Below are 23,013 nucleotides of genomic sequence, written 5' to 3'. Positions count from 1 at the left end.
TGCGCCAACGTGGATATGTCGGCCATGAACACCTTGGCTTTACCGGGGCGCAGCGAATTTTTTGCTCGTTTTGGCGATCTTTCCGATCTGTTGGAGCACATGGAATGGGCGGCTAGCCACCAGCTCCCCATTCGCATGATTGGCGGCGGCAGTAATGTACTGATGCCGGCTCAAGTTAATGGACTGGTATTACAATCGGCGATGACCGCTGTCACGGTTCGTACGTGTACTCAAGAGACACTGACCGTCGCCGTTGATGCTGGCATGAATTGGCATGACTGGGTATTAAACAGTACGACGTTTGGCCATGGGCTGGAAAATCTGGCACTGATTCCCGGTACTGTTGGTGCCGCGCCGGTACAGAATATTGGTGCTTATGGCGTGGAAGTCGCTGAATTGATCGAGCAGGTTGAAGGCTTTCAGATCAGTACGCGGCAGTGGCGTATTCTCTCCCGTCAGGCCTGCCGGTTTGATTATCGGGATTCCATTTTTCGCCATGAACTGGCCAATGATTTTATTGTTGTACGGGTGGTGTTTGCACTCAAGCGACAGTTTTCGCCCAACCTTTCTTATGCGCCGTTGGCCCAGTGGGCAGCAGAACAGGCTTGTGCTGCTGGTCGAATGACGCCAGAGAGCCTGATTGCTGCAGTATGTGCTATTCGGCAATCCCGCTTGCCCGACCCGGCGCAGCTACCCAATGCCGGATCTTTTTTCAAAAATCCACTGGTATCGACCGCTGTCGCTGATGGTCTGAAATCCCGTTACCCAGACTTGCCGGTTTATTCCGCTCGCTTGCCACAACAACGAAAACTGGCGGCGGGGTGGCTGGTTGATCAGTGTGGCTGGAGAGGGAAATCATTGGGGCCGGTCCGTATGCATCAGCAGCAAGCACTGGTATTGACTGCCCCGGAAACCGCCACCCTGGTACAGGTGCAGGCATTGCAACAGGCCGTGGTTGATTCGGTATGGCGGCGTTTTGGGGTCAGGTTGGAACCCGAGCCGCAGATCTTCGGCGCGTGAGACTTGGGCTGGGCAAAGTGTACCGCTGTTGGGTATGTTCCGTTACTGGATAGCAAGCCGTAGCGGAAACTGTTTTAGCACCAGGCCATCGTCCTCGCTCCAGCGGATCATCCAGCCATCTTGTTCACTCCAGTCTCCCAGTACCCAGCGTTGTCGCCATTTGCCCTGGTGTTGCCACTCATGGGTGGCGGGGCGGTGGGTATGGCCATGAATCATGATATCGACTCCGGCATCGTCCAGCGCTTTGTCTACTTCGGAGAGGGTGACATCCATAATGTCATTGTCTTTCATTTGGCCGCTTTTCTGGCTCTGCTCGCGCGCCTGGCGGGCGAAGGCGATACGCTCGTCGATGCTCTGGCTGAGGAATTGCTGTTGCCATTGCGGGTTGCGGAACATGTGCCGCACCTGTTGGTATTCCAGATCACGGGTACAGAGACTGTCACCATGAAGTAACAGGATGGGTGCATTGCCCAGTGTGATGGTGGCGTACTCATCCAGCAGCTGACTACCGGTGCGCTGGCAGAAGTCAGCACCAATGAGGAAGTCGCGATTACCATGCATGATATAAACGGCGCAATGGCGCTGGCTTAATGCCGCCAGCGCCTGCTCTACCTGGCGAGTCAGCCCGGTAGCAATATCATCCCCGATCCAGACCTCAAAAAAATCTCCCAGAATATACAAGGCCTCGGCATCGACCAACTGGTTGATAAACGACAAAAAACCGGCAGTAATGGCGGGTTTTTCTGATGTCAGATGCAGGTCGGAGATGAAATAGACAGCCATTAGTCGATAATTTCCATTTTCTCGATCAAAACGTCTTCGACTGGTACATCACCATGGCCCAGCTTGTTGGTGGTCTCAACCGCCTTGATACGGTTGACCACTTCCATGCCTTCGACGACTTCGCCGAATACGCAATAACCCCAGCCCTGCATGTTTTTGCCAGTATGGTTCAGGAAGTCATTGTCCTTGACGTTGATAAAGAACTGGCTGCTGGCGGAGTGAGGATCCATGGTACGAGCCATGGCCAGTGTGCCAGTGGTATTTTTCAGGCCGTTGTCTGCTTCGTTCTTGATTGGTTCCTTGCCTTCCGGTTTTTCGGTCATGCCGGGCGTAAAGCCACCGCCCTGAACCATAAAGTTATCGATGACACGGTGGAAAATCAGGCCGTCATAAAAACCGTCTTTGACATAGCTTTCAAAGTTGGCTGCTGTTATCGGGGCTTTTTCGTGGTTCAGCTCAATCTTGATATCGCCGAAGTTGGTTTTAAGCAGAATCATATAACTGTCTTCCGGTTGTTGAATCACTGGAGCGTGATACGTATGAATTCGTGTAACACATGCGTGTTCGGGTGCGTATAATAGCGCCTTTTTTACGGGCTTACAGCGTTGCAAATGCTTGTCTGGCATGAGGAAATGCCATTCTGGTGGCTGCAGCGCCCTGCGAGCCAATTATTTTTTGCTTTAAGGTGGTTATGACAGACGCTCCTGCTCGTGGTAACAACTTCGTTGCCAAAATCATTGAAGAAGATCTCGCCGGTGGCAAAGTACAACGGGTGGTTACCCGTTTTCCACCCGAGCCCAACGGCTATTTGCATGTTGGTCATGCAAAATCCATCTGCCTGAATTTCGGCGTAGCGGAGCAGTTTGGCGGTGGTTGCAATTTGCGTTTTGATGACACCAACCCGGAAAAGGAAAGCCAGGAGTTTATCGATGCCATCAAGGCTGATGTGCAATGGCTTGGCTTTCAATGGCAGGGCGACATCCACTACGCTTCAGATTATTTTGATCAGCTGCACGAGTGGGCGCTGCATCTGATTCGCACCGGCAATGCCTATGTGTGTGACTTGAGCGCAGAAGAGGCACGCCAGTACCGCGGCACCCTGACAGAGGCGGGTAAAAACAGCCCGTACCGGGAGCGCAGTGTGGATGAAAACCTGGCGCTGTTCGAAAAAATGCGGCTGGGTGAATTTGACGAAGGCGCCTGTGTGTTACGTGCCAAAATAGATATGGCCTCGGGCAATATGAACTTGCGCGACCCGATCATCTACCGTATTCGCAAGGTGTCCCATCATCAGACCGGGGACAAGTGGTGTATTTATCCGACCTACGACTTTACCCATGGTCAGTCGGACGCCATTGAAGGCGTAACGCATTCCGTCTGTACGCTGGAGTTTGAAGATCACCGGCCATTGTACGAGTGGTTTATTGCCCATCTGCCGGTACCGGTAGAGCCAAAACAGTATGAATTTGGTCGCCTGAATCTTGATTATACCGTTACCTCGAAGCGTAAACTGAAAGCACTTGTTGATAACCAGATCGTTAGTGGCTGGGATGACCCACGCATGCCAACCATTTCAGGTATGCGTCGCCGTGGCTTTACCCCGCGTTCCATCCGTAATTTCTGCGATATGATCGGTGTTACCCGCTCCGATGGTCTGGTCGACGTCGCCATGCTGGAACATGCCGTGCGTGATGACCTGAATCGTCATGCGCCGCGAGCCATGTGTGTGATCAATCCACTCAAGGTGGTAATTGAGAATCTTGCCGAAGATCATCTGGAAATGCTGAGTGCGGACTACCACCAGGAGCTGGATCTGGGCAGTCGCGCAATGCCCTTTACTCGTGAGTTGTTTATTGATCAAGACGACTTCAAGGAAGAGTACAGCAAGAAGTTCAAGAAGAAATTCACCCCCGGCAAGCGCATTCGCCTGCGTCATGGCTATGTAATTGAAGCCACGGATTACGAGAAAAACGACGCCGGACAGGTTGTATTGGTACGTGCCCAACTGATTGAAAACACCTTGGGTGTGGACCCTGAAGACGGCAACAAGCCCAAAGGGGTCGTGCACTGGGTCTCGGCGAGTCACGGCGTACAGGCTGAATTGCGCCTGTACCAGCGGCTGTTTACCCATGTAACGCCAGACAAGGCTGAAGGCGACCTGATGGAGTTGATCAATCCGGAATCACTGACGGTTGTGCATGGCTGGATTGAGCCGGCATTGGCATCCATTGCCCCTGAAACGCACTTCCAGTTTGAACGTGAAGGGTATTACGTTTCTGACCAGAAAGATCATACCGCTGCAGCGCCTGTGTTTAACTTGACGATTGGCCTGCGTGAAGACAAAGAACTGAAAAAGGATTAAACCTGTTATGGCATTGTCCGTTTACAACACCCTGACCCGTCAAAAAGAGGTGTTTACACCCCTGGTGCCCGGAAAGGTTGGCATGTACGTCTGTGGCATGACAGTTTACGACTACTGTCACCTGGGCCATGCCCGGGTGATGATTGCCTTTGATGTGATTGCGCGGTATTTGCGCCATCGTGGCTTTGAAGTCAACTATGTTCGCAACATCACCGACATCGATGACAAGATCATCACTCGGGCCAATGAAAATGGCGAAGCATTCAATGTGCTGACTGAGCGGTTTATTGATGAGATGCACAAGGACTCCGCATCACTCGGGATCGAAATGCCCGATGCGGAGCCACGTGCAACAGCCCATATCGACGATATTGTTGCCCTGATTGAGACCCTGATTGACAAAGGCTTTGCCTATCCTGCAGCCAATGGCGATGTGTATTACTCGGTACGCAAGTTCGACGGCTATGGCAAGTTGTCGGGCAAGGTACTGGATGAACTGGAAGCGGGTGCGCGGATCGGTGTTGACGAACACAAGCAGGATCCTCTCGACTTTGTGTTGTGGAAGTCAGCCAAACCGGACGAGCCACATTGGGAATCACCCTGGGGAATCGGCCGCCCTGGCTGGCATGTCGAGTGTTCTGCCATGTCCAAATGCTGCCTGGGGGATACTTTCGATATTCATGGTGGTGGGCCAGATCTGAAATTCCCACACCATGAAAACGAAATAGCCCAGTCCGAGGCCGCCAATGGGGCGCATTACGTCAATACCTGGATGCATGCCGGGGCGGTGCGGGTTGATGGTGAAAAGATGTCCAAGTCATTGGGTAACTTTTTTACCATCCGCGAAATTCTCGACAAGTACCCTGCTGAAGTTGTGCGTTTTTTGCTGCTGTCGAGCCAGTATCGCAGTGCGATCAACTACAGCGAAGAGAGCCTGAAGGAATCACACACTCGTCTGGAGCGTTTCTATAATGCCCTGGATGGAGTTGAGGTTGGTGCTATCGAAGATGTGGAAAATGATTTTTCTGCACGTTTTCATGCAGCAATGGATGATGACTTCAACACCCCGGAAGCAATTGCCGTGCTGTTTGAGTTGGCGCGGGCCATTAACAAGGCCGAGGGGGCAGAGCAGGCAACACTGGCCGGGCAATTACGTTATCTGGGGTCGGTTTTGGGGTGCTTGCAGTCGGAGCCGAAAGATTTTTTCCAGGCTGGTGCTGGAGATGAAGCCGACTGGATTGAAACCATGATCCAGCAGCGACTGGATGCCAAGAAAGCCAAGGACTTTGCCGCGGCTGATGCGGTGCGGGATACGCTGGCTGCCAAGGGAATTGTATTGAAAGATGGGCCGGAAGGAACGACCTGGATCAAGCAGTAGTCGACCACAGCCTGATCTGTTGATCCTTCACGTCTGATAGCGATCCTGATGAACACAACAGCCCGGCATGTCCGGGCTGTTGTGTTTCTTGTTGCTGTATGGGCTGTCTGGCGGGGAATGCCTGTAACGGCCTCAGGTATGCAGGTTTTCGCAGGCAAACAAGGTATTTTCCAGTAGTTTGGCGCGTGTCATTGGCCCCACACCGCCCGGAACCGGGGTGATGTATGACGCACGGCTGGCGGCCTCGGCAAATTCAATATCACCAATCAAGCGGCCTTCTGGTGTGCGATTGATGCCCACATCAATCACGATTGCCCCTTCCTTGATCCATTCGCTATCGACAATACCGGGCTTGCCAACGGCAACCACCAACAAGTCGGCCTGGCGTACGTGTTGCTCCAGGTTTTGGGTAAAGCGATGGCAAGTAGTGACGGTGCAGCCACGTAATAATAATTCAAGCCCCATTGGTCGCCCAACGATATTGGATGCCCCCACGACAACCGCGTGCATGCCCGCCAGTTTTTTGCCAGTGCTGTCGAGCAAGTCAATGATACCCGCTGGAGTACAAGGGCGGAGCAGGGGGATGCGCTGGGCAAGGCGACCCATATTAAACGGATGGAAGCCGTCGACATCCTTGGTTGGGTCGATGCGTTCAAGAATCTCGTCGGCTCGCAAACCATCGGGGAGGGGGAGTTGCACCAGAATGCCATCGATGGTGGCATCGTCATTCAGCTGCTCAATCAGTGTCAGCAGTTCCTGTTGCGTGGTGCTTGCTGGCAGGTCATAGGCCTTGCTGGCAATACCAACCTGCTCGCAGTCCCGGCGTTTGTGGGCGACATACACTTGAGAAGCGGGATCTTCTCCTACCAGGATAACAGCCAGCCCTGGCAGGCGTTTGCCTTGCTGTTGGCGCTCGGTAACCTGTTGCTGGATGTGCGTGCGGATAGCTTCCGCTCTGGCGTTACCGTCAATCAGTTGTGCGGTCATGAAATGAAAAACCTGTTGTAGAGATGTATCTGTTGCAATTTTCTCACGCCCACGAAGGAAAACAAAGCGACAGCTAAATGACTGATCAGTTATCAGGCAGTTTCTCGCCAAAAGCAGTGAAGTATTTGTTTTATCGAAATATTTTCAAATTCTGGTTGACCTGCTGGCAGGTCATCTATAATATGCGCAGCCACTTGGGAGGGTCAGCAAAACACTGACTGTTGCAAGTAGTGTGACGGGGTATAGCGCAGTCTGGTAGCGCGCCTGGTTTGGGACCAGGATGTCGGGAGTTCGAATCTCTCTACCCCGACCATTTAATCTCGAAGGTTAGATGGACATGCGCCCGTAGCTCAATTGGATAGAGCACCGGCCTTCTAAGCCGGGGGTTGCAGGTTCAAGCCCTGCCGGGTGCGCCAATAGCATCCCGAGCATGATATGGTGGCCGTAGCTCAGTTGGTAGAGTCCAGGATTGTGATTCCTGTTGTCGCGGGTTCGATCCCCGTCGGCCACCCCATTTTCAAGTCTTGTTTGTCTTTTCTTCTTCCTGTCAGCTTCTTCGTATCGACACCTTTGGGTCAGTTGCTCTTCGCTGCTTTCTGCCTTCAGGCTCTTTCTCTGTATTTTTATTGTCCCAGTACTCTTGCTGATTGCTTTTTTTGTTTCTGCAATTTGCAGTGGTTTGTTTTCTCTCGTTTATTCGTCCTCTGGCTTGCGTTATACTCCGCGGCTTTCTGAATCGGCGACCGGTATTTTCCGGTAGTGATCGTAAAAAACACTTTATCTGAGAGGCATCTATGCAAGTGTCCATCGAGACAACCAGTGGTCTTCAGCGTTGTATGACCATTGGCGTTCCTGCTGCGGAAGTAGAACCAAAAGTAACAGCAGAGCTGAAAAAGCTGGCCAAAGGTCGTCGCATTGATGGTTTTCGTCCGGGCAAGGTTCCTCTTGCAGTGATCAAACGTATGTTTGGTCAGCAAGCGCGTTATGAAGCTGTCTACCAGCAAATGCAGCAGTCTTTCTTTCAGGCTGTGCAGGAGCAAGCGCTCAAGCTGGCAGGAATGCCCAGTTTTGAACCTGTGGTAAACGAAGACGGCAAGGATCTTGAGTTCAAGGCAACCTTCGAAGTGTATCCAGAAGTTGCTCTGGGTGATTTTGCTGAGCTGTCCATTGAGCAAAAGACAGCCACCGTATCCGATGACGATATGGAAAAAATGGTGGAGACCCTGCGTCAACAAAACACCACCTGGACAGAAACCGATGCCGCTGCTGAAGATGGCGATCGTGTTGTTATCGATTTTGAAGGCTTTGTCGATGGTGAAGCATTCGAGGGTGGCAAAGCTGAAGGCCACACCCTGACTTTGGGATCTGGCTCCATGATTCCAGGTTTTGAGGCTGCAATTGTCGGCTTTGTCGCTGGCGATGAAAAAACCATTGATGTGAACTTCCCTGATGATTACCACAAGGAAGAGCTCAAGGGTAAGCCAGCACAATTCAAGATCACTGTGCAAAAAGTCGAGAAGGGCGAACTGCCTGAAATGAACGAAGCCTTCTTCAATACCTTCGGCGTAGAAACCGCTGATGAAGCCGAGTTCCGCGCTGAAATTCGCACCAATATGGATCGCGAATTGAAACGTGCCCTGCGTACTTTGACCAAGCAACAAGTGATCGATGCATTGGTTGCCAGCAACGAAGTTGAAGCACCAACCCCTCTGATTGACCAGGAAATTGATCGTCTGCGCCAGCAGGCAGTCAAGCAGTTTGGCGGTCAAATGGATGCCTCACAACTGCCTGCCGAGATTTTCAAAGGCCAGGCGGAGCAACGCGTCAAGGTTGGTCTGTTGATGAATGCTGCTATTGAGGCAGCCGACATGAAGCCATCCGATGAAAAAGTCGCTGAGCTGATTGAAGAAATTGCTTCTACTTACCAGGACCCTGAACAGGTTCGTGAGTATTACTCCAGCAATGCCGAACAAAAATCACAGATCCAATCATTGGCTCTGGAAGATCAATTGATCGAAAAAGTGTTAGCGGCTGCTACCGTTTCCGTGGTTGAAACCTCGTACGAAGACGTTATTCGCGCTGCCAATGCCAACCAAGCAATGTAATAGTTGGTATCTTGGGGACTGACAGATTCGTCTCCAATGGCTACACTCAAAAACAGCCGCTACATAGCGGCTGTTTTTGTAATGATGGTTCGATACTGGTTTTGTATGGGAGTAATTTTATGAATGACCAATTCACTCAGGGATCGGAAGTGATCCAGAATGCCCTGGTTCCTATGGTAGTAGAGCAGTCTGCTCGCGGTGAGCGCTCTTACGATATCTACTCCCGTTTGCTGAAGGAGCGGGTGATTTTTCTGGTAGGGCCTGTGGAAGATCACATGGCCAATCTGGTCGTGGCTCAACTGCTGTTTCTTGAGTCTGAAAATCCGGACAAAGATATTCACCTGTATATCAACTCACCGGGTGGTTCGGTTTCTGCTGGCATGTCGATTTATGACACCATGCAGTTTATCAAGCCGGACGTCAGTACCATGGTTATTGGCCAGGCCTGTAGCATGGGAGCCTTTCTGCTGGCTGCCGGGGCAGCAGGCAAGCGCTACAGTGTGCCGAACTCACGGGTAATGATTCACCAGCCAAGCGGTGGTGCCCAGGGGCAGGCAACGGATATTCAAATTCATGCTCGCAATATCCAGCATACCAAGGAACGTCTCAATAGCATTCTGGCGCATCATACTGGCCAGAAGTACGAGACAGTTGCGGCGGATACCGAGCGCGACAACTTTATGACTGCCGATATGGCACTTGAATATGGCCTTATTGACAAGGTTTTGACCCATCGAGGTCAATAAAATTGACCAAACGATGGCCGACAGGCTTGAAACTCGACCATTGTGCACCTATATATGAATGCTATGTACCAGAATGAGGCAGTCGAATGACCGACGATACTAAAGGCAAAGGCGAAGACGGCGGCAAGCTGCTCTACTGTTCGTTTTGCGGTAAGAGTCAGCATGAAGTGCGCAAGCTGATTGCCGGGCCTTCGGTGTTTATTTGCGATGAATGTGTTGATTTGTGTAATGACATTATTCGTGAAGAAGTCCAGGAGACCGATAACAAGGGCGGTTCTGACACCCTGCCTACGCCACAGGAAATTCGTCTGACTCTGGATGAATACGTTATTGGTCAAGATAAAGCCAAGGTGGTTTTGGCTGTGGCGGTTTACAATCACTACAAGCGTCTGCGCTTTGGTGAAGGTAAAGGCAAAGGGAAGGGCGATGTTGAGCTATCCAAGAGTAATATCCTGCTGATTGGCCCAACGGGCAGCGGCAAGACATTGCTGGCAGAAACACTGGCTCGCTTGCTGAATGTACCATTTACCATTGCTGATGCCACTACACTGACAGAAGCGGGTTATGTGGGCGAAGATGTAGAAAACATCATTCAGAAATTACTGCAGAAGTGTGACTACGATGTTGAGCGCGCCCAGCGAGGCATTGTGTATATCGATGAGATTGACAAGATTTCACGTAAATCCGACAACCCGTCAATCACACGTGATGTATCAGGCGAGGGGGTTCAGCAAGCATTACTGAAGCTCGTCGAGGGGACTGTTGCATCCGTGCCGCCACAAGGTGGTCGAAAACACCCGCAGCAAGAATTTCTACAGGTGGACACCTCCAATATCCTGTTTATTTGCGGAGGAGCCTTTGCCGGACTGGATCAAATTATTCGGGATCGGTCTGAGCGTAGTTCCATTGGCTTTGTGGCTACCGTTAAAGGCAAGGAAGACCAGAAATCAATTGGTGCAGCATTACGCGAAGTAGAACCCGTTGATCTGGTTAAATTTGGTTTGATTCCTGAGTTTATTGGCCGTTTGCCGGTTGTGGCAACGCTGGATGAACTCGACAAGGATGCCTTGATCCGGATTCTGACCGAACCAAAAAATTCACTGGTTCGTCAATTCCAGAAGTTGTTTGAGATGGAATCAGTAGAGCTTGATATTCGCGACTCGGCTCTCGATGCCATTGCCAATTGCGCAATGGAAAGAAAGACCGGCGCGCGAGGATTGCGCTCGATTCTGGAAGGAGCCTTGTTGCAGACCATGTATCGAGTGCCTTCTGAACCGGATATCAGCAAGATTGTTATCGAAGATAGCGTTATTAATGGTATCGCTGAACCCATCATGATTTATGAGAGTGGCGATGTCGCCATGGCCTCTTCAGAAAGCGATTAACACTTTCCTGAAAAACAATAAAAAGGAGCCATTGGCTCCTTTTTATTTGTTTGTTGCTTGTTTTTAACGGGCACAACCCCCACTCTCAGAATATTGCTTTGTAGCAGAGACCTAATCTGATGAATCAAGAAGTATTACCTCTCTTGCCACTGCGTGACGTAGTGGTCTTTCCCGCCATGGTTATTCCCTTGTTTGTGGGGCGGGAAAAATCAATCAATGCTCTGGAAGAAGCGATGGCGGGCGACAAACGCATCATGCTTATTGCCCAGAAGGACGCCTCTGATGATGCCCCTGGCATTGAAGGGCTCCATAGCGTTGGAACAGTAGCCACCATCCTGCAGCTACTTCGCCTCCCTGACGGCACTGTCAAAGTGCTGGTTGAAGGTGAAGAGCGTGCCTCACTGGAACGTCTGATCGATGAGAGTGACTTGTTCCGTGGCCAGGTTGTACCAGCCGGAACACGCATCCCGGATGAACGCGAGAACGAAGTACTGACCCGCTCCTTGACCGGGCACTTTGAGCAGTATGTACAGCTGTCCAAAAAAGTACCCAGTGAAGTGCTTTCCACCATTTCTGGTGTTGAGGATGTCAGCCGTCTGAGTGACACCATTGCCGCCCATATCTCTCTCAAACTGGAAGAGAAACAGGCTGTGCTGGAAATGTTCGACCCCAAAGAGCGGGTTGAGCACCTGATGGAATTGATGGAATCTGAAATCGACCTGCTCAAGGTCGAGAAGCGGATTCGTGGTCGCGTTAAAAAACAGATGGAAAAAAGCCAGCGCGAGTACTATCTGAATGAGCAAATGAAAGCCATCCAGAAAGAACTCGGTGATTTGGAAGACGGCAGCAATGAATTTGATGAGCTGACCGAAAAAATTGAAAAGGTTGGCTTGACCACAGAAGCCAAGGAAAAGGCCGAAGCAGAATTACGCAAACTGCGCATGATGTCACCGATGTCGGCTGAAGCTTCCGTTGTCCGGGGCTATCTGGACTGGTTGCTGAATCTGCCGTGGAAAAAACGTTCACGACTGAATCATGACCTGGTTCGCGCCCGGGATATCCTCGATGCCGACCATTACGGTCTGGAAGAAGTCAAAGAACGCATCCTTGAATACCTGGCGGTCCAGAATCGCGTCAAAAAGGTCAAAGGTGCAGTCCTGTGTCTGGTGGGCCCGCCGGGTGTTGGTAAAACCTCGTTGGGCAAGTCCATTGCCCGGGCGACCAACCGGCAGTTTACCCGCATGTCTTTGGGTGGTGTTCGGGATGAAGCTGAAATTCGTGGCCATCGCCGTACCTATATCGGCTCCATGCCAGGCAAGCTGGTCCAGCGCATGACCAAGGTTGGTGTGCGCAACCCCTTGTTCCTGCTGGATGAAATCGACAAAATGGGGATGGACAACCGCGGTGACCCGGCTTCTGCCTTGCTGGAAGTGCTGGACCCAGAACAAAACAACACATTTGCAGATCACTACCTTGAGGTGGATTATGATCTGTCGGATGTCATGTTTGTCTGCACATCCAACAGCATGAATATTCCCGGGCCTTTGCTGGATCGTATGGAAGTCATCCGTATTCCAGGGTACACCGAGGCTGAGAAGGTGAATATTGCCCAGCGCTACCTGTTGCCAAAGCAGATCAAGCAAAACGGCCTTAAAGCCGATGAGATTGAGCTGCCAGAATCACAGTTGCGCAGCATTATCCGGCACTACACCCGTGAGGCGGGTGTGCGAGGGCTTGAACGTGAACTGGCCAAGCTTTGTCGCCGTGTAGTCAAGACCAATATGCTGAGCCAGACAACCGCTACCTGCGTGATTACCGAAGAGTTGCTGGAAGAATTCCTCGGTGTTACCAAATACAGCTACGGCCTGGCTGGAGCCAGTAACGAAGTTGGACAAGTAACCGGACTGGCCTGGACATCGGTCGGTGGCGAATTATTGACACTGGAAGCGGCGGCCACTCCTGGCAAGGGACGGATCATCAAGACCGGCTCGCTGGGTGACGTGATGCAGGAATCCATTCAGGCGGCCCTTACAGTCGTCAGAAGTCGCGCCCCAGGCATGAAAGCGGATGTCGAGTTTTTTGAAAAGAACGATATCCATGTTCACGTACCGGAAGGCGCTACTCCGAAAGACGGCCCCAGTGCCGGGATCGGCATGGCAACCGCACTGGCATCCGTATTGACCGGCATTCCGGTTAAGGCTGAAGTTGCCATGACAGGGGAGATCACCCTGCGCGGCAAGGTGCTGGCGATTGGTGGCTTGAAAGAGAAGCTGCTGGCCGCGCATCGTGGAGGCATCAAAACGGTTATTATTCCTCGAGAGAATGAAAAAGACCTCAGGGATATACCGGAAAATATCAAGCAAGACCTGACGGTTGTTGCTGTAGACTGGATCGACGAGGTTCTGGATTTGGCGCTTGAGTCAAGCCCTGATGGTGTTTCGGCACCAATTGTTCCGACAGATGATGCAAGCGTCAGCAAGGACGAGGGTTCTCGCCCAAAGACGCACTGAGTCTGCTTGACGGTGCATAACCCAGTTGGTATAAATCGACGCTCTTTAATTTCCTGTAGCGATCGCCCAGTCGCATAACAAGAATCTAATATTGCACACAGAGTGAGGGGAAAAGTGTGAATAAGTCCGAATTAATCGACGCCATTGCCGCATCAGCTGATATTCCAAAGGCAGCTGCTGGTCGCGCACTGGATGCCATGATAGAAAGTGTTGGTACTGCGCTAAAAGACGGTGATCAGGTTGCCCTGGTTGGATTCGGTACATTTTCGGTGAAAGAGCGCGCAGAACGTACAGGCCGCAACCCTCAAACCGGTGAACCAATTCAGATCAAGGCTGCCAAAGTGCCTGGATTCAAGCCAGGGAAAGCGCTTAAGGATGCCGTTAACTAAGCTGTCAGAATGATTTGACACACTGACTGGCAAGGCGGTCTGGCATGCCGGACAGGGTAGTTACAGCAGGTTTTTACCTTGTTGTACTACCTACCCAGATAAAAGAGCGCATCCTGGATGCGCTTTTTTTATGTTGCTGTAGCGAATACCCGGAGGAAGCATGCTACAAACAATGCGTAATAGTGCCCAAGGCATTATTGCCAAGGTCATCGTATTTTTTATTATTCTTGTCTTCGCCCTGTGGGGTGTTGAAGGCATTGTCAATATTGGTTCTGGCGAAACGCCAGTCGCCGAAGTCGGTGGTGTCGAGATACTGGAGCCTGATATCCAGCGACTGATTGAGCAGCAAAAGGCCAACTTGCGCCGCCAGTTTGGCGAGCAATTTGATGAAAACCTGTTTAATGACCAGTTGTTACGTGAATCAGCGCTTGATCAGCTGATCCAGCAGCGAGTTGACGCCGTACAGGCTGATCGCTTTGGTCTGTATGCCTCCACCAGCGTGGTTGATCAGGCTATTGTCAATATTCCGGCTTTTCAACTGGACGGCCGTTTCAACAAGGAACAGTTTCTCAGCGTATTGCGTATGAACGGCTGGACGCCGCTGACATTTCGAGCCAGCTTGGGCGAAGATCTGAAAGTAAACCAGGCACAGCAAGCATTGACCATGACGTCCATTCCGACGCCATATCAAACTCGCCTTAGCGCCATGCTGAACGGAGAGCTGCGCACGGTTTCCTATGTTGAAATTCGTGCCCAGGATTTGATGGATGACATCGAACTCTCTGATGAAGACGTGCAAACCTACTACGATGACAACAGTTCCCGCTTCCAATCGCCAGAGCAGGCCCGTGTTCGTTATGTCGGTTTTGACCGCGCAGCACTGGCCGCCGCAGAAGAGGTCTCTGAGGATGAAATCAAGGCCGCTTACGATGATTACCTGAATGAGCTATCCGCCAAGGAACAACGCAGTTCCCGTCATATTCTGGTTGAAGTCAGTGATGAGCGTTCCAGTGAAGAAGCCTTGGCCAAGGCAAATGAACTGAAAGCAGAACTGGATGCTGGTGCTGATTTTGCCGAACTGGCACAAACCAGTTCCGATGATATTGCCAGTGGCAGCAGTGGGGGTGATCTGGGTTATATCAGTCACGGTACCTTTGTGCCGGAGTTTGAAACGGCTCTGTTTGCGATGCAGCAAGGGGATATTTCCGAGCCGGTAAAAACTGAGTTTGGTTACCACATTATCCAGTTGCTTGATGTCAAGGCGTCGGAATCGGACACTTTTGAACAGCAGCACGATGAACTGGCCGAGTACATTCGTAACGAAAAAGCCGGGCTGCGTATCGCTGAGCAAACGCAAGAATTAAGCAATCTGGCGTTTTCATCAGACTCTGTGGATGAGATTGCCGCGGTACTGGGTCTGACAGTTCAGGAATCGGGCTTGTTTACTCGTGATTTTGGTGAAGGACTGGCCGCTAATGATGCTGTGCGCCAACAGGCGTTTGCAGAAAACCTGCTGCTGGATCGGGAGTTGAGTGAGCTGGTTGAAACAGAGCAGGGAGTCTATGTGTTTGCTGTATCTGAACATGAAGAACCCCGAACATTGCCTCTGGAAATTGTCCGCCAGCAAGTTGAAAACCTGCTCAAGCGTGATAGAGCCTCAGAACTGGCCGACACCATTGCCGCTCAAATTGCCGCAGGAGAGCAAGAATCCGATGCCTGGACTTCTGTCGAAGTCACTTATGACCAGACGACCGATCTTCCTCGCGAAGCCCAGTCCAGAGCATTTGCCTTGCAGCAAGGTGTCGTAGCAGTAGTGGACGTACAGGGCGGTGCTGCCGTTGTGCGGGTCGATGATATACAGGTAGATGATCTGGCCGATCTGACGGTCAGCGCTGAAGAGAAGGGCCTGCTTGAAAATCGGGCAGCTCGTGCCAATATCGCCAGCTACCGCAAATGGGCACAAGACAACATTGAGATCAAACGTCCCGGTGCCTGATCGGCTATTTGATTAGCCATTTGGTTGTTGATAAAAAAGCCCGCATTGATTGCGGGCTTTTTTGTTTTTCATTCAGGATGGATTACATATTGGGATAGTTCGGGCCACCACTCCCTTCTGGAGTCACCCATTCAATATTCTGGGACGGATCCTTGATATCGCAGGTTTTGCAGTGAACACAATTTTGCGAATTGATCTGGAAGTGCTTGCCTTGCTCGTCTTCCGTGATTTCGTAAACACCCGCCGGGCAGTAACGTTGAGCCGGCTCATCCCACTGCACCAGATTGATCTCCAGAGGAATTTCAGCATCGGCCAGCTTCAGGTGGCAAGGCTGGTCTTCGGCGTGGTTAACATTGCCGATAAACACGGAATCCAGTTTGCTGAAGCTTAATTTGCCATCTGGCTTGGGGTAGATGATCGGTTTGCATTCAGAGGCAGCCCGCAGAGTGTCGTAGTCTGGCGTGGTGTCGTGCAGTGTGACCGGCATGGCCAGAATATTCTGATCAATAAAGTTGAAAGCAGCCCCGCCCAGAGTCCCCAACTTGTGAAGCGCGGGGCCAAAGTTGCGGCTGCGTTGCAGCTCTTGCCAGGCCCAGCTGCTCTCAAAAGCGGTGGTGAATTCCGTCAGCTCGTCGTGACAACGATCAGCCGCGATAGCGGCAATCACCGTCTCGGCAGCAATCATGCCGCTTTTCATGGCAGTATGAACGCCTTTGATTTTGGCAAAATTCAGCGTTCCGGCGTCACAGCCGATCAGCAAACCACCAGGAAAGGTCATTTTGGGCAGGCAGTTCAGTCCGCCCTTGGTGATGGCCCGGGCACCATAAGACACCCGTTTGCCACCTTCCAGATACTGTGCGATGGCAGGGTGGTGTTTCAGACGCTGGAATTCATCATAAGGGCTGACATAAGGGTTGGAATAGGAAAGATCGGTAATCAGCCCAACCATGACCTGACCGTCATCCCCATGGTAGAGAAAAAAACCACCCGATGAAGATGATTCGTTCAGTGGCCAGCCAGTACCGTGCATCACCAGTCCAGGCTGGTGCCTGGCAGGATCGATATCCCACAATTCCTTGATGCCGATTCCGTAATGCTGAGGGTCCTTGCCAGCATCCAGTTGATATTCATTGATCAGGCGTTTGCCCAAATGGCCACGACACCCCTCTGCAAACAGGGTGTAACGGGCCCGTAGTTCCATTCCCGGAGTGTAACTGTCCTTGGGATTGCCCTCGGCATCCACGCCCATATCCCCGGTAATCACACCCTTGACCACCCCATCTTCAAGCAATACTTCTGCCGCCGGGAAGCCCGGATAGATTTCAACGCCGAGTTCTTCTGCCTGCTGACCCAGCCAGCGACACAAATTGCCAACGCTACCTATATAGTTGCCGTGGTTATGCATCGGTTTGGGCACAGCCCAGCCAGGGGCCTGTATCGACTTGCTGTCGCCAAGCAGAAAATACACTTCATCCCTGGCAACCTTGGTCGTGAGAGGGGCATTGTTTTCCTTCCAGTCCGGGAACAACTCCGTCAGCGCCCGGTCTTCAATAACCGCACCAGACAAGATATGGGCACCGACTTCGGAACCTTTTTCAACCAGGCAGACCGAAATCTCGTTGCCTGCTTCGTTGGCGACTTGCTTGATGCGGCAAGCCGCTGCGAGGCCCGCTGGGCCTGCGCCGACAATTACAACGTCATACTCCATTACATCACGGTCCATACGGATCTCTCCTGTTAACGGTTAGAGTTATTGGCCACGGCTGTGCTATTCGGGTTTGATTTTTTGGTGATAATCAGCAAACTACTAAGAAAGCGCTTTATAGAGGTGCAGCATTATACGTTCGTGCCTGTTTCAGGCAACCGCATCGCTCGGGAATGCTGCCGTTTTGGAAACAAACAAGCCTCACTATTGACGTAAAGGTAAAAGTCCAGAATAATTCTTCTGGTCTGAAGCCCCCGAAAAGTAGCGCCGAATCACCGCGCCACTGGGTAAATCGGGGTAAAATTTCAATCATTTGAAGATAAGAGGAATCTATGAAGGTTCTCGTCGCTGTAAAGCGCGTCATCGACTATAACGTCAAGGTACGCGTCAAGCCGGATAATACGGATGTTGATCTGAATAACGTCAAAATGGCCATGAACCCGTTCTGCGAAATCGCTGTTGAAGAAGCGGTACGTCTGAAAGAAAAGGGCATCGCCAGCGAAATTGTCGTTGTTTCCATTGGCCCTAAAGTAGCACAAGAGCAGATTCGTACTTCCATGGCTCTCGGTGCTGATCGCGGCATTCTTATAGAAACTGAAGACAAACTGGAATCACTGACTGTTGCTCGCTTGCTGCAAGCGGTAGTCGAAAAAGAAGAGCCTCAACTGATATTGATGGGCAAGCAAACCATCGACAGCGATAACAATCAGACTGGACAGATGCTGGGTGCTCTGACCGGTATGGCACAAGGTACTTTTGCTTCTGATGTTGCGATTGACGGCGACAAGGTCAAGGTAACCCGGGAAGTCGACGGTGGCTTGCGTATTGTCACTCTTGAATTGCCCGCCATTGTTACCACCGATCTGCGTCTGAACGAACCCCGTTATGCGACCCTGCCAAACATTATGAAAGCCAAGCGTAAGCCGTTGGCCATCATGACACCGGCAGATCTCGGCGTCACCATGGAGTCAACCCAGACGTTGCTGAAGGTGGTTCCACCAGCAGAGCGTCAGGCAGGTATCAAGGTGGCCGATGTTGCAGAGCTGGTCGAAAAACTGAAGAACGAAGCGAAAGTGCTGTAAACAGGAGTCAATGAAATGAGTATTCTGGTAATAGCGGAACATGATAACGCTACCCTGAAAGGCGCTACGCTGAACGTTCTCGCCGCCGCTGCTGAAATTGGCGGTGATGTTGACGTACTGGTTGCAGGTTCTGGTTGTCAGGCTGTCGTGGATGCTGCAGCGGCAGTCGCTGGGGTCGCCAAGGTGCTGGTTGCGGACAACGCCGTATATGAACACCAGCTGGGCGAAGTCATGGGGGATCTGGTTGCCAACATAGGCACAGGTTACAGCCATATTCTGGCACCCGCCACGACCACAGGCAAAGACCTGTTGCCTCGTGCTGCAGCGCTGCTGGGCGTCAATATGTTGTCCGACGTGATTGAAGTGGTTGCTGCTGATACATTCTCACGCCCGGTGTATGCCGGTAACGCTGTGGCAACGTATCAGAGCAACGATGCCATCAAGGTACTGACGATTCGTGCGACTGGCTTCGATGCGGTTGCCGCAACCGGTGGCTCAGCAACTATCGAAGCTGTTGATTTTGTCAGCGCCTACGGCAAAAGCGTATTTTTGAGTGAAGAGTTGGCCAAATCCGATCGTCCGGAACTGACAGCTGCCAAGGTTGTGGTTGCCGGTGGTCGCGGTATGCAAAATGGCGATAATTTTGCCATGCTGTTTGATATGGCAGACAAGATGGGAGCGGCAGTCGGCGCTTCCCGTGCAGCGGTAGATGCCGGTTTTGTTCCTAATGACCTGCAAGTTGGTCAAACAGGTAAAATCGTTGCGCCAGAGCTGTATATTGCTGTTGGTATCTCCGGTGCAATCCAGCATCTGGCTGGCATGAAAGACTCCAAGGTGATTGTGGCCATCAATAAGGACGAAGAAGCACCGATTTTCCAGGTAGCGGATTACGGACTGGTTGCGGACCTCTTTGATGCTGTTCCAGAGCTGGACAAACTCGTTTAACATCAAGGCGTTAAAAAGGCCCGGCTCAGTCCGGGCTTTTTTGTGTCACCGATTTGTCATTAAATAGACATAAGCTGCGCCCCAGTGTCGTATTGTCGAAAAGAAGTGCATTTACGGACGGTTTTGTCGCAATACTTTACCGATGGAGTGTCGGAGCCACCGAACCATCAGTATGATGCATGGGTCGATAGTGATGTGCCGGGTGACCAGCGAGTCTGTATTGTTGACCGTCAGGTATTATTGTTATCAGAAAGCTGTGCAGACAGCCGGTTATTATTGACGGCCATTGTCGGTGTGTGATCCAGGTGCTCCGTTTTACGGAGTCTTGGGTCCACTTATCTTGGTCGCAACGTTGGATAATTCATGAGTTCTACCCTTGTACAAGATCAACCCGAAGACCGTGCTGAAGCGATATTGATTGACCCGTCGACCCCAACGGCAAATGACCAGAACAATAGCTCCACCGGGCTGGCTACTCGCGTGCCTTTCGGTTTTGCCAAGCGTTTTGGTGTGCTGGTTGAAGGGGCTGCCGATGGGCTCAAGGTGGTACACCGGGTGCCGGTCAGTGCAGAAGCCATTATGGAAGTGCAGCGCTTCCTGTCTTTGCCATTCCGGCTCGAAGGTGTGGCCGACGACGAATTTGATCGCCGCCTGGGGCTGTCTTATCAGACCGACTCATCAGAAGCCATGGAAATGGTGGAAGGCCTCGGCGATGAAATGGATCTCGCCAGTCTGGCTGATTCCGTTCCTGAAACCGAAGATTTGCTGGAGCAGGACGGTGACGCGCCGATTATCCGTCTGATCAATGCCTTGCTGACCGAAGCAATCAAGGAAAATGCTTCGGATATCCATGTCGAAACCTACGAAAAACGCCTGGTGGTGCGCTTTCGCATTGATGGCGTGTTACGCGAAGTGGTGCAGCCCAAGCGGGCTCTGGCCGCCTTGCTTGTCTCTCGAATCAAAGTCATGGCCAAGCTGGATATCGCGGAAAAACGGGTGCCACAAGATGGCCGTATCGCCCTGCGGATCGGTGGACGGGAAGTGGATGTTCGGGTATCGACCATGCCATCCAGCCACGGCGAACGGGTGGTGATGCGTTTGCTCGATAAAAAAGCCGGGCGCTTGAGTCTTTCTCAGCTCGGCATGTCGGAACGTGATTTACGCACCATGCGTAATATTATCAGCCGACCTCACGGAATTATTCTGGTGACCGGCCCAACCGGTTCCGGTAAAACCACCACGCTGTATGGCGCCCTCAGTGACCTTAACGACACCAGTCGTAACATCCTGACCGTAGAAGATCCGATCGAATACAGCTTGCCCGGTATTGGTCAGACCCAGGTTAATGCCAAGGTTGAAATGACCTTTGCCAAAGGCTTGCGAGCCATTTTGCGTCAAGACCCCGACGTGGTCATGATTGGTGAGATCCGGGATCTCGAGACCGTTGAGATTGCCATTCAGGCTTCTCTGACCGGTCACTTGGTGTTGTCCACACTGCACACCAATACGGCTATTGGTGCGATTACCCGCTTGCAAGACATGGGGGTTGAGTCATTCCTGTTATCCTCCAGTCTGGTGGGCGTATTGGCCCAGCGACTGGTCCGGGTGCTTTGTGATGACTGCAAGGTACCGGCAATTGCCAATGCCAGTGAATGCGAGTTGCTCGGCGCCGATCCTGATCAGCCTCCGGAAATATTCCACGCCAAAGGCTGTGACAAATGTAACCAGCTGGGTTATCGCGGTCGTCAGGGGATTTACGAAATCATTGAAGTTGATGAAGGCCTGAAAACCCTGATCCATGACCGGGCAGGGGAGCAGGCCATGACCGCTCACGCCCGTCGGCTTGGTCCCAGCATCACCCAGGATGGCATTCGCAAGGTACTGGGCGGCAGCACAACCATTGAAGAGCTGCTGCGGGTTGCCAAGGGATAATTATGGCTGCATTTCTTTACCAGGCGCTTGATGCCAAGGGCAAGCAGCTGAAAGGTGTACTGGAAGCTGACAGTGCCCGACAGGTGCGGCAGAAGCTGCGCGACAAAGGCTGGATGCCGTTATCGGTGGAATCCACCAGCGTCAAACAGAAGCACAGCTCCGGTGGTCGCGGCCCCGGCATGTCCGTACCAGACCTGGCACTGCTTACACGCCAACTGGCAACCCTGATTGGTGCCGGCCTGCCTATCGATGAAGCCTTGCGGGCGTTGTCTGAGCAAACCGGCAAAGCCAAGATCAAGGCCATGATCCTCGCCATCAGGGCCAAGGTTCTGGAAGGTTACACGCTGGCCAAGGCCTTGGCCGAATACCCGCGAGCCTTTCCGCACCTGTACCGCTCGACGGTCAGTGCCGGTGAACATGCCGGGCATCTGGACGGCGTATTAAACCGGCTGGCCGATTACACGGAAGCGCGGCAGTCGGCAGATCAGAAGATCAAGCTGGCCGCCATGTATCCGATCATCCTCAGTATTGTGGCAATCGGGATTGTGGTTGGTCTGCTGACGTACGTCGTACCTGACATTGTTGATGTATTTGTTAAAAACGGTCAGGAACTGCCCGGACTGACCCAGTTCATGCTCGATCTCAGTCATTTGATTACCGACTTCGGACTGTATATTTTACTGGCGGTGGTGGCGGTGGCGGTACTGTTTGGCCAGGCTATGAGAAGTCCGGCATTCCGTGAAAAATATCACCGTTTCATGCTTGCCGTACCGGGCATCGGTGGTTTTGCCAAGGACGCCAATACCGCCCGTTTTGGCAGCACGCTGGCGATTCTGACCAGCTCCGGGGTTCCCCTGGTTGACGCCATGCGTATTGCCAGTCAGGTCGTCGACAATATACCGATCAAAAAAGCATTGACCGAAGCCACGCTGGAAGTCAGCGAAGGCGGGAGCCTGCACAAGTCGCTGGATCACACCGGCTACTTTGCCCCCATCATGCTGCATATGATCGCCAGCGGTGAAAACAGTGGTGAACTCGATGCCATGCTGGCAAAAACAGCGCAGCAGCAGGAAACTACGCTGGAAAATACAGTCTCAGCGATGGTCAAAATCTTTGAGCCCATGATGCTGCTTACCATGGGGGCGATTGTTGCCCTGATTGTTGCCGCTATCATGATGCCCATTCTTGAATTGCAAAACATGGTTCGTTAGGAGAAACACATGCAAACCCGCAAGCGCGTACAAGGCTTTACCCTGTTGGAAGTGATGGTTGTACTGGCCATTATTGGTAGCATCATGGCGCTGGTCGCCACCAATATTATTGGTTCCGCTACCGATGCCCAGGTCAAGACCACCAAAAGCCAGATGAAGCTGATAGAAGGCGCGCTGGATATGTACAAACTCGATAATTTCACCTACCCAACCACCGAACAGGGCCTCGAGGCACTGATCAGCAAGCCGTCATCGTCTCCAGTACCCAAAAACTACCGCAGCAGTGGTTACCTGAAAGGCAACAGCGTACCAACCGATGCCTGGGGTAATGAGTTTCTGTATTACCTGGAAAAAGGACAGTACGAAATTGTTTCGCTGGGCGCTGATGGCCAGGAAGGCGGCGAAGCTGAATACGCCGACATTTCCTACCCCGAATAACAAGCTACTGACTGCCGGGGTGACCCGGCAGATGGACAT

At 52.0% G+C, this 23,013-nt stretch carries 19 protein-coding genes and 3 tRNA genes; 18 read left to right on the top strand and 4 right to left on the bottom strand.

Annotated features, from left to right (window positions below; genetic code table 11):
* Positions 1–15 precede the first annotated feature (15 nt).
* The gene (gene murB, locus Q4551_RS02640) at positions 16–1,020 is read left to right on the top strand and encodes a UDP-N-acetylmuramate dehydrogenase (protein ID WP_303431721.1); all 1,005 of its coding nucleotides are present in this window, start codon (positions 16–18) and stop codon (positions 1,018–1,020) included.
* 42 nt (positions 1,021–1,062) lie between these two features.
* Here murB and Q4551_RS02635 read toward each other — a convergent pair whose 3' ends face one another.
* Together Q4551_RS02635 and Q4551_RS02630 are read right to left on the bottom strand one after the other, a co-directional pair.
* Positions 1,063–1,803 carry a UDP-2,3-diacylglucosamine diphosphatase gene (locus Q4551_RS02635; protein ID WP_303431635.1) on the bottom strand — a complete coding sequence of 247 codons (741 nt, stop codon included), beginning with the start codon at positions 1,801–1,803 and terminating at the stop codon, positions 1,063–1,065.
* Positions 1,803–2,300 carry a peptidylprolyl isomerase gene (locus tag Q4551_RS02630; RefSeq protein WP_303431634.1) on the bottom strand — a complete coding sequence of 166 codons (498 nt, stop codon included), beginning with the start codon at positions 2,298–2,300 and terminating at the stop codon, positions 1,803–1,805. The genes Q4551_RS02635 and Q4551_RS02630 overlap by 1 nt, the downstream gene beginning before the upstream one ends.
* 194 nt (positions 2,301–2,494) lie before the next feature.
* Here Q4551_RS02630 and Q4551_RS02625 point away from each other — a divergent pair, with 194 nt between their 5' ends.
* Both Q4551_RS02625 and cysS read left to right on the top strand, forming a co-directional pair.
* Positions 2,495–4,165 (top strand): glutamine--tRNA ligase/YqeY domain fusion protein, encoded by a 1,671-nt coding sequence (locus Q4551_RS02625; RefSeq protein ID WP_303431633.1) that lies wholly within the window; start codon positions 2,495–2,497, stop codon positions 4,163–4,165.
* 7 nt (positions 4,166–4,172) lie between these two features.
* Positions 4,173–5,543: a cysteine--tRNA ligase gene (gene cysS / locus Q4551_RS02620; protein WP_303431632.1), complete on the top strand. Its 1,371-nt coding sequence runs from the start codon at positions 4,173–4,175 to the stop codon at positions 5,541–5,543.
* 132 nt (positions 5,544–5,675) lie between these two features.
* On the opposite strand, the gene folD is transcribed toward cysS, so the two are convergent.
* Positions 5,676–6,530 (bottom strand): bifunctional methylenetetrahydrofolate dehydrogenase/methenyltetrahydrofolate cyclohydrolase FolD, encoded by an 855-nt coding sequence (gene folD, locus Q4551_RS02615; RefSeq protein ID WP_303431631.1) that lies wholly within the window; start codon positions 6,528–6,530, stop codon positions 5,676–5,678.
* A 236-nt stretch (positions 6,531–6,766) separates the two neighbouring features.
* On the opposite strand from folD, the gene Q4551_RS02610 reads away from it, so the two are divergent.
* The 9 genes from Q4551_RS02610 (at position 6,767) to Q4551_RS02570 (ending at position 15,661) form a co-directional block, all read left to right on the top strand.
* Positions 6,767–6,843: transfer RNA gene (locus tag Q4551_RS02610), tRNA-Pro, on the top strand.
* Between the two features lie 26 nt (positions 6,844–6,869).
* Positions 6,870–6,946, top strand: a tRNA-Arg gene (locus Q4551_RS02605).
* A 22-nt stretch (positions 6,947–6,968) separates the two neighbouring features.
* Positions 6,969–7,044: transfer RNA gene (locus tag Q4551_RS02600), tRNA-His, on the top strand.
* 280 nt (positions 7,045–7,324) lie between these two features.
* Positions 7,325–8,635 carry a trigger factor gene (gene tig, locus Q4551_RS02595; RefSeq protein WP_303431630.1) on the top strand — a complete coding sequence of 437 codons (1,311 nt, stop codon included), beginning with the start codon at positions 7,325–7,327 and terminating at the stop codon, positions 8,633–8,635.
* A 119-nt stretch (positions 8,636–8,754) separates the two neighbouring features.
* Positions 8,755–9,381 (top strand): ATP-dependent Clp endopeptidase proteolytic subunit ClpP, encoded by a 627-nt coding sequence (gene clpP, locus Q4551_RS02590; RefSeq protein ID WP_303431627.1) that lies wholly within the window; start codon positions 8,755–8,757, stop codon positions 9,379–9,381.
* 86 nt (positions 9,382–9,467) lie between these two features.
* Entirely contained in the window at positions 9,468–10,766 is a 1,299-nt protein-coding gene (clpX, locus tag Q4551_RS02585; protein ID WP_303431625.1) for an ATP-dependent Clp protease ATP-binding subunit ClpX, read from the top strand.
* A gap of 119 nt (positions 10,767–10,885) precedes the next feature.
* Positions 10,886–13,276 carry an endopeptidase La gene (lon, locus tag Q4551_RS02580; RefSeq protein WP_303431623.1) on the top strand — a complete coding sequence of 797 codons (2,391 nt, stop codon included), beginning with the start codon at positions 10,886–10,888 and terminating at the stop codon, positions 13,274–13,276.
* Positions 13,277–13,392: 116 nt separating this feature from the next.
* Positions 13,393–13,665 (top strand): HU family DNA-binding protein, encoded by a 273-nt coding sequence (locus Q4551_RS02575; protein WP_303431622.1) that lies wholly within the window; start codon positions 13,393–13,395, stop codon positions 13,663–13,665.
* A gap of 160 nt (positions 13,666–13,825) precedes the next feature.
* Positions 13,826–15,661: a SurA N-terminal domain-containing protein gene (locus tag Q4551_RS02570; RefSeq protein ID WP_303431620.1), complete on the top strand. Its 1,836-nt coding sequence runs from the start codon at positions 13,826–13,828 to the stop codon at positions 15,659–15,661.
* 82 nt (positions 15,662–15,743) lie between these two features.
* Here Q4551_RS02570 and Q4551_RS02565 read toward each other — a convergent pair whose 3' ends face one another.
* Positions 15,744–17,384 carry an electron transfer flavoprotein-ubiquinone oxidoreductase gene (locus Q4551_RS02565; RefSeq protein WP_303431619.1) on the bottom strand — a complete coding sequence of 547 codons (1,641 nt, stop codon included), beginning with the start codon at positions 17,382–17,384 and terminating at the stop codon, positions 15,744–15,746.
* Positions 17,385–17,698: 314 nt separating this feature from the next.
* On the opposite strand from Q4551_RS02565, the gene Q4551_RS02560 reads away from it, so the two are divergent.
* The 6 genes from Q4551_RS02560 to gspG all read left to right on the top strand — a co-directional run bounded on the left by Q4551_RS02560 (position 17,699) and on the right by gspG (position 22,974).
* Positions 17,699–18,448, top strand: coding sequence for an electron transfer flavoprotein subunit beta/FixA family protein (locus Q4551_RS02560; protein WP_303431618.1), 750 nt, complete (start codon positions 17,699–17,701; stop codon positions 18,446–18,448).
* Between the two features lie 15 nt (positions 18,449–18,463).
* Entirely contained in the window at positions 18,464–19,393 is a 930-nt protein-coding gene (locus Q4551_RS02555; protein WP_303431617.1) for an FAD-binding protein, read from the top strand.
* Positions 19,394–19,477: 84 nt separating this feature from the next.
* The gene (locus Q4551_RS02550) at positions 19,478–19,693 is read left to right on the top strand and encodes a hypothetical protein (RefSeq protein WP_303431616.1); all 216 of its coding nucleotides are present in this window, start codon (positions 19,478–19,480) and stop codon (positions 19,691–19,693) included.
* A gap of 63 nt (positions 19,694–19,756) precedes the next feature.
* Positions 19,757–21,325: a type II secretion system ATPase GspE gene (gspE, locus tag Q4551_RS02545; protein WP_303431615.1), complete on the top strand. Its 1,569-nt coding sequence runs from the start codon at positions 19,757–19,759 to the stop codon at positions 21,323–21,325.
* 2 nt (positions 21,326–21,327) lie between these two features.
* Positions 21,328–22,536, top strand: a complete 1,209-nt coding sequence (gspF, locus tag Q4551_RS02540) for a type II secretion system inner membrane protein GspF (protein ID WP_303431614.1) — start codon at positions 21,328–21,330, stop codon at positions 22,534–22,536.
* Between the two features lie 9 nt (positions 22,537–22,545).
* Positions 22,546–22,974, top strand: a complete 429-nt coding sequence (gene gspG, locus Q4551_RS02535; protein ID WP_303431612.1) for a type II secretion system major pseudopilin GspG — start codon at positions 22,546–22,548, stop codon at positions 22,972–22,974.
* Positions 22,975–23,013: the final 39 nt, after the last annotated feature.

Origin of the sequence: Oceanobacter sp. 5_MG-2023 (assembly GCF_030548165.1) — a bacterium.
Taxonomy (GTDB): Bacteria; Pseudomonadota; Gammaproteobacteria; order Pseudomonadales; family Oceanobacteraceae; genus Oceanobacter.
The sequence above is the reverse complement of the archived record's forward strand: the minus strand, read 5'-3'. Positions and strand labels throughout refer to the sequence as shown.

Bases quoted from the DNA above. Each gene is read 5' to 3' on its own strand.
- Q4551_RS02625 (WP_303431633.1), top strand. From the start codon at position 2,495: ATGACAGACGCTCCTGCTCGTGGTAACAACTTCGTTGCCAAAATCATT.
- lon (WP_303431623.1), top strand. From the start codon at position 10,886: ATGAATCAAGAAGTATTACCTCTCTTGCCACTGCGTGACGTAGTGGTC.
- clpX (WP_303431625.1), top strand. From the start codon at position 9,468: ATGACCGACGATACTAAAGGCAAAGGCGAAGACGGCGGCAAGCTGCTC.
- gspE (WP_303431615.1), top strand. From the start codon at position 19,757: ATGAGTTCTACCCTTGTACAAGATCAACCCGAAGACCGTGCTGAAGCG.
- Q4551_RS02635 (WP_303431635.1), bottom strand. From the start codon at position 1,803: ATGGCTGTCTATTTCATCTCCGACCTGCATCTGACATCAGAAAAACCC.
- tig (WP_303431630.1), top strand. From the start codon at position 7,325: ATGCAAGTGTCCATCGAGACAACCAGTGGTCTTCAGCGTTGTATGACC.
- clpP (WP_303431627.1), top strand. From the start codon at position 8,755: ATGAATGACCAATTCACTCAGGGATCGGAAGTGATCCAGAATGCCCTG.
- folD (WP_303431631.1), bottom strand. From the start codon at position 6,530: ATGACCGCACAACTGATTGACGGTAACGCCAGAGCGGAAGCTATCCGC.
- gspF (WP_303431614.1), top strand. From the start codon at position 21,328: ATGGCTGCATTTCTTTACCAGGCGCTTGATGCCAAGGGCAAGCAGCTG.
- Q4551_RS02570 (WP_303431620.1), top strand. From the start codon at position 13,826: ATGCTACAAACAATGCGTAATAGTGCCCAAGGCATTATTGCCAAGGTC.
- Q4551_RS02560 (WP_303431618.1), top strand. From the start codon at position 17,699: ATGAAGGTTCTCGTCGCTGTAAAGCGCGTCATCGACTATAACGTCAAG.
- murB (WP_303431721.1), top strand. From the start codon at position 16: ATGTCGGCCATGAACACCTTGGCTTTACCGGGGCGCAGCGAATTTTTT.
- cysS (WP_303431632.1), top strand. From the start codon at position 4,173: ATGGCATTGTCCGTTTACAACACCCTGACCCGTCAAAAAGAGGTGTTT.
- Q4551_RS02630 (WP_303431634.1), bottom strand. From the start codon at position 2,300: ATGATTCTGCTTAAAACCAACTTCGGCGATATCAAGATTGAGCTGAAC.
- Q4551_RS02565 (WP_303431619.1), bottom strand. From the start codon at position 17,384: ATGGACCGTGATGTAATGGAGTATGACGTTGTAATTGTCGGCGCAGGC.
- Q4551_RS02555 (WP_303431617.1), top strand. From the start codon at position 18,464: ATGAGTATTCTGGTAATAGCGGAACATGATAACGCTACCCTGAAAGGC.
- gspG (WP_303431612.1), top strand. From the start codon at position 22,546: ATGCAAACCCGCAAGCGCGTACAAGGCTTTACCCTGTTGGAAGTGATG.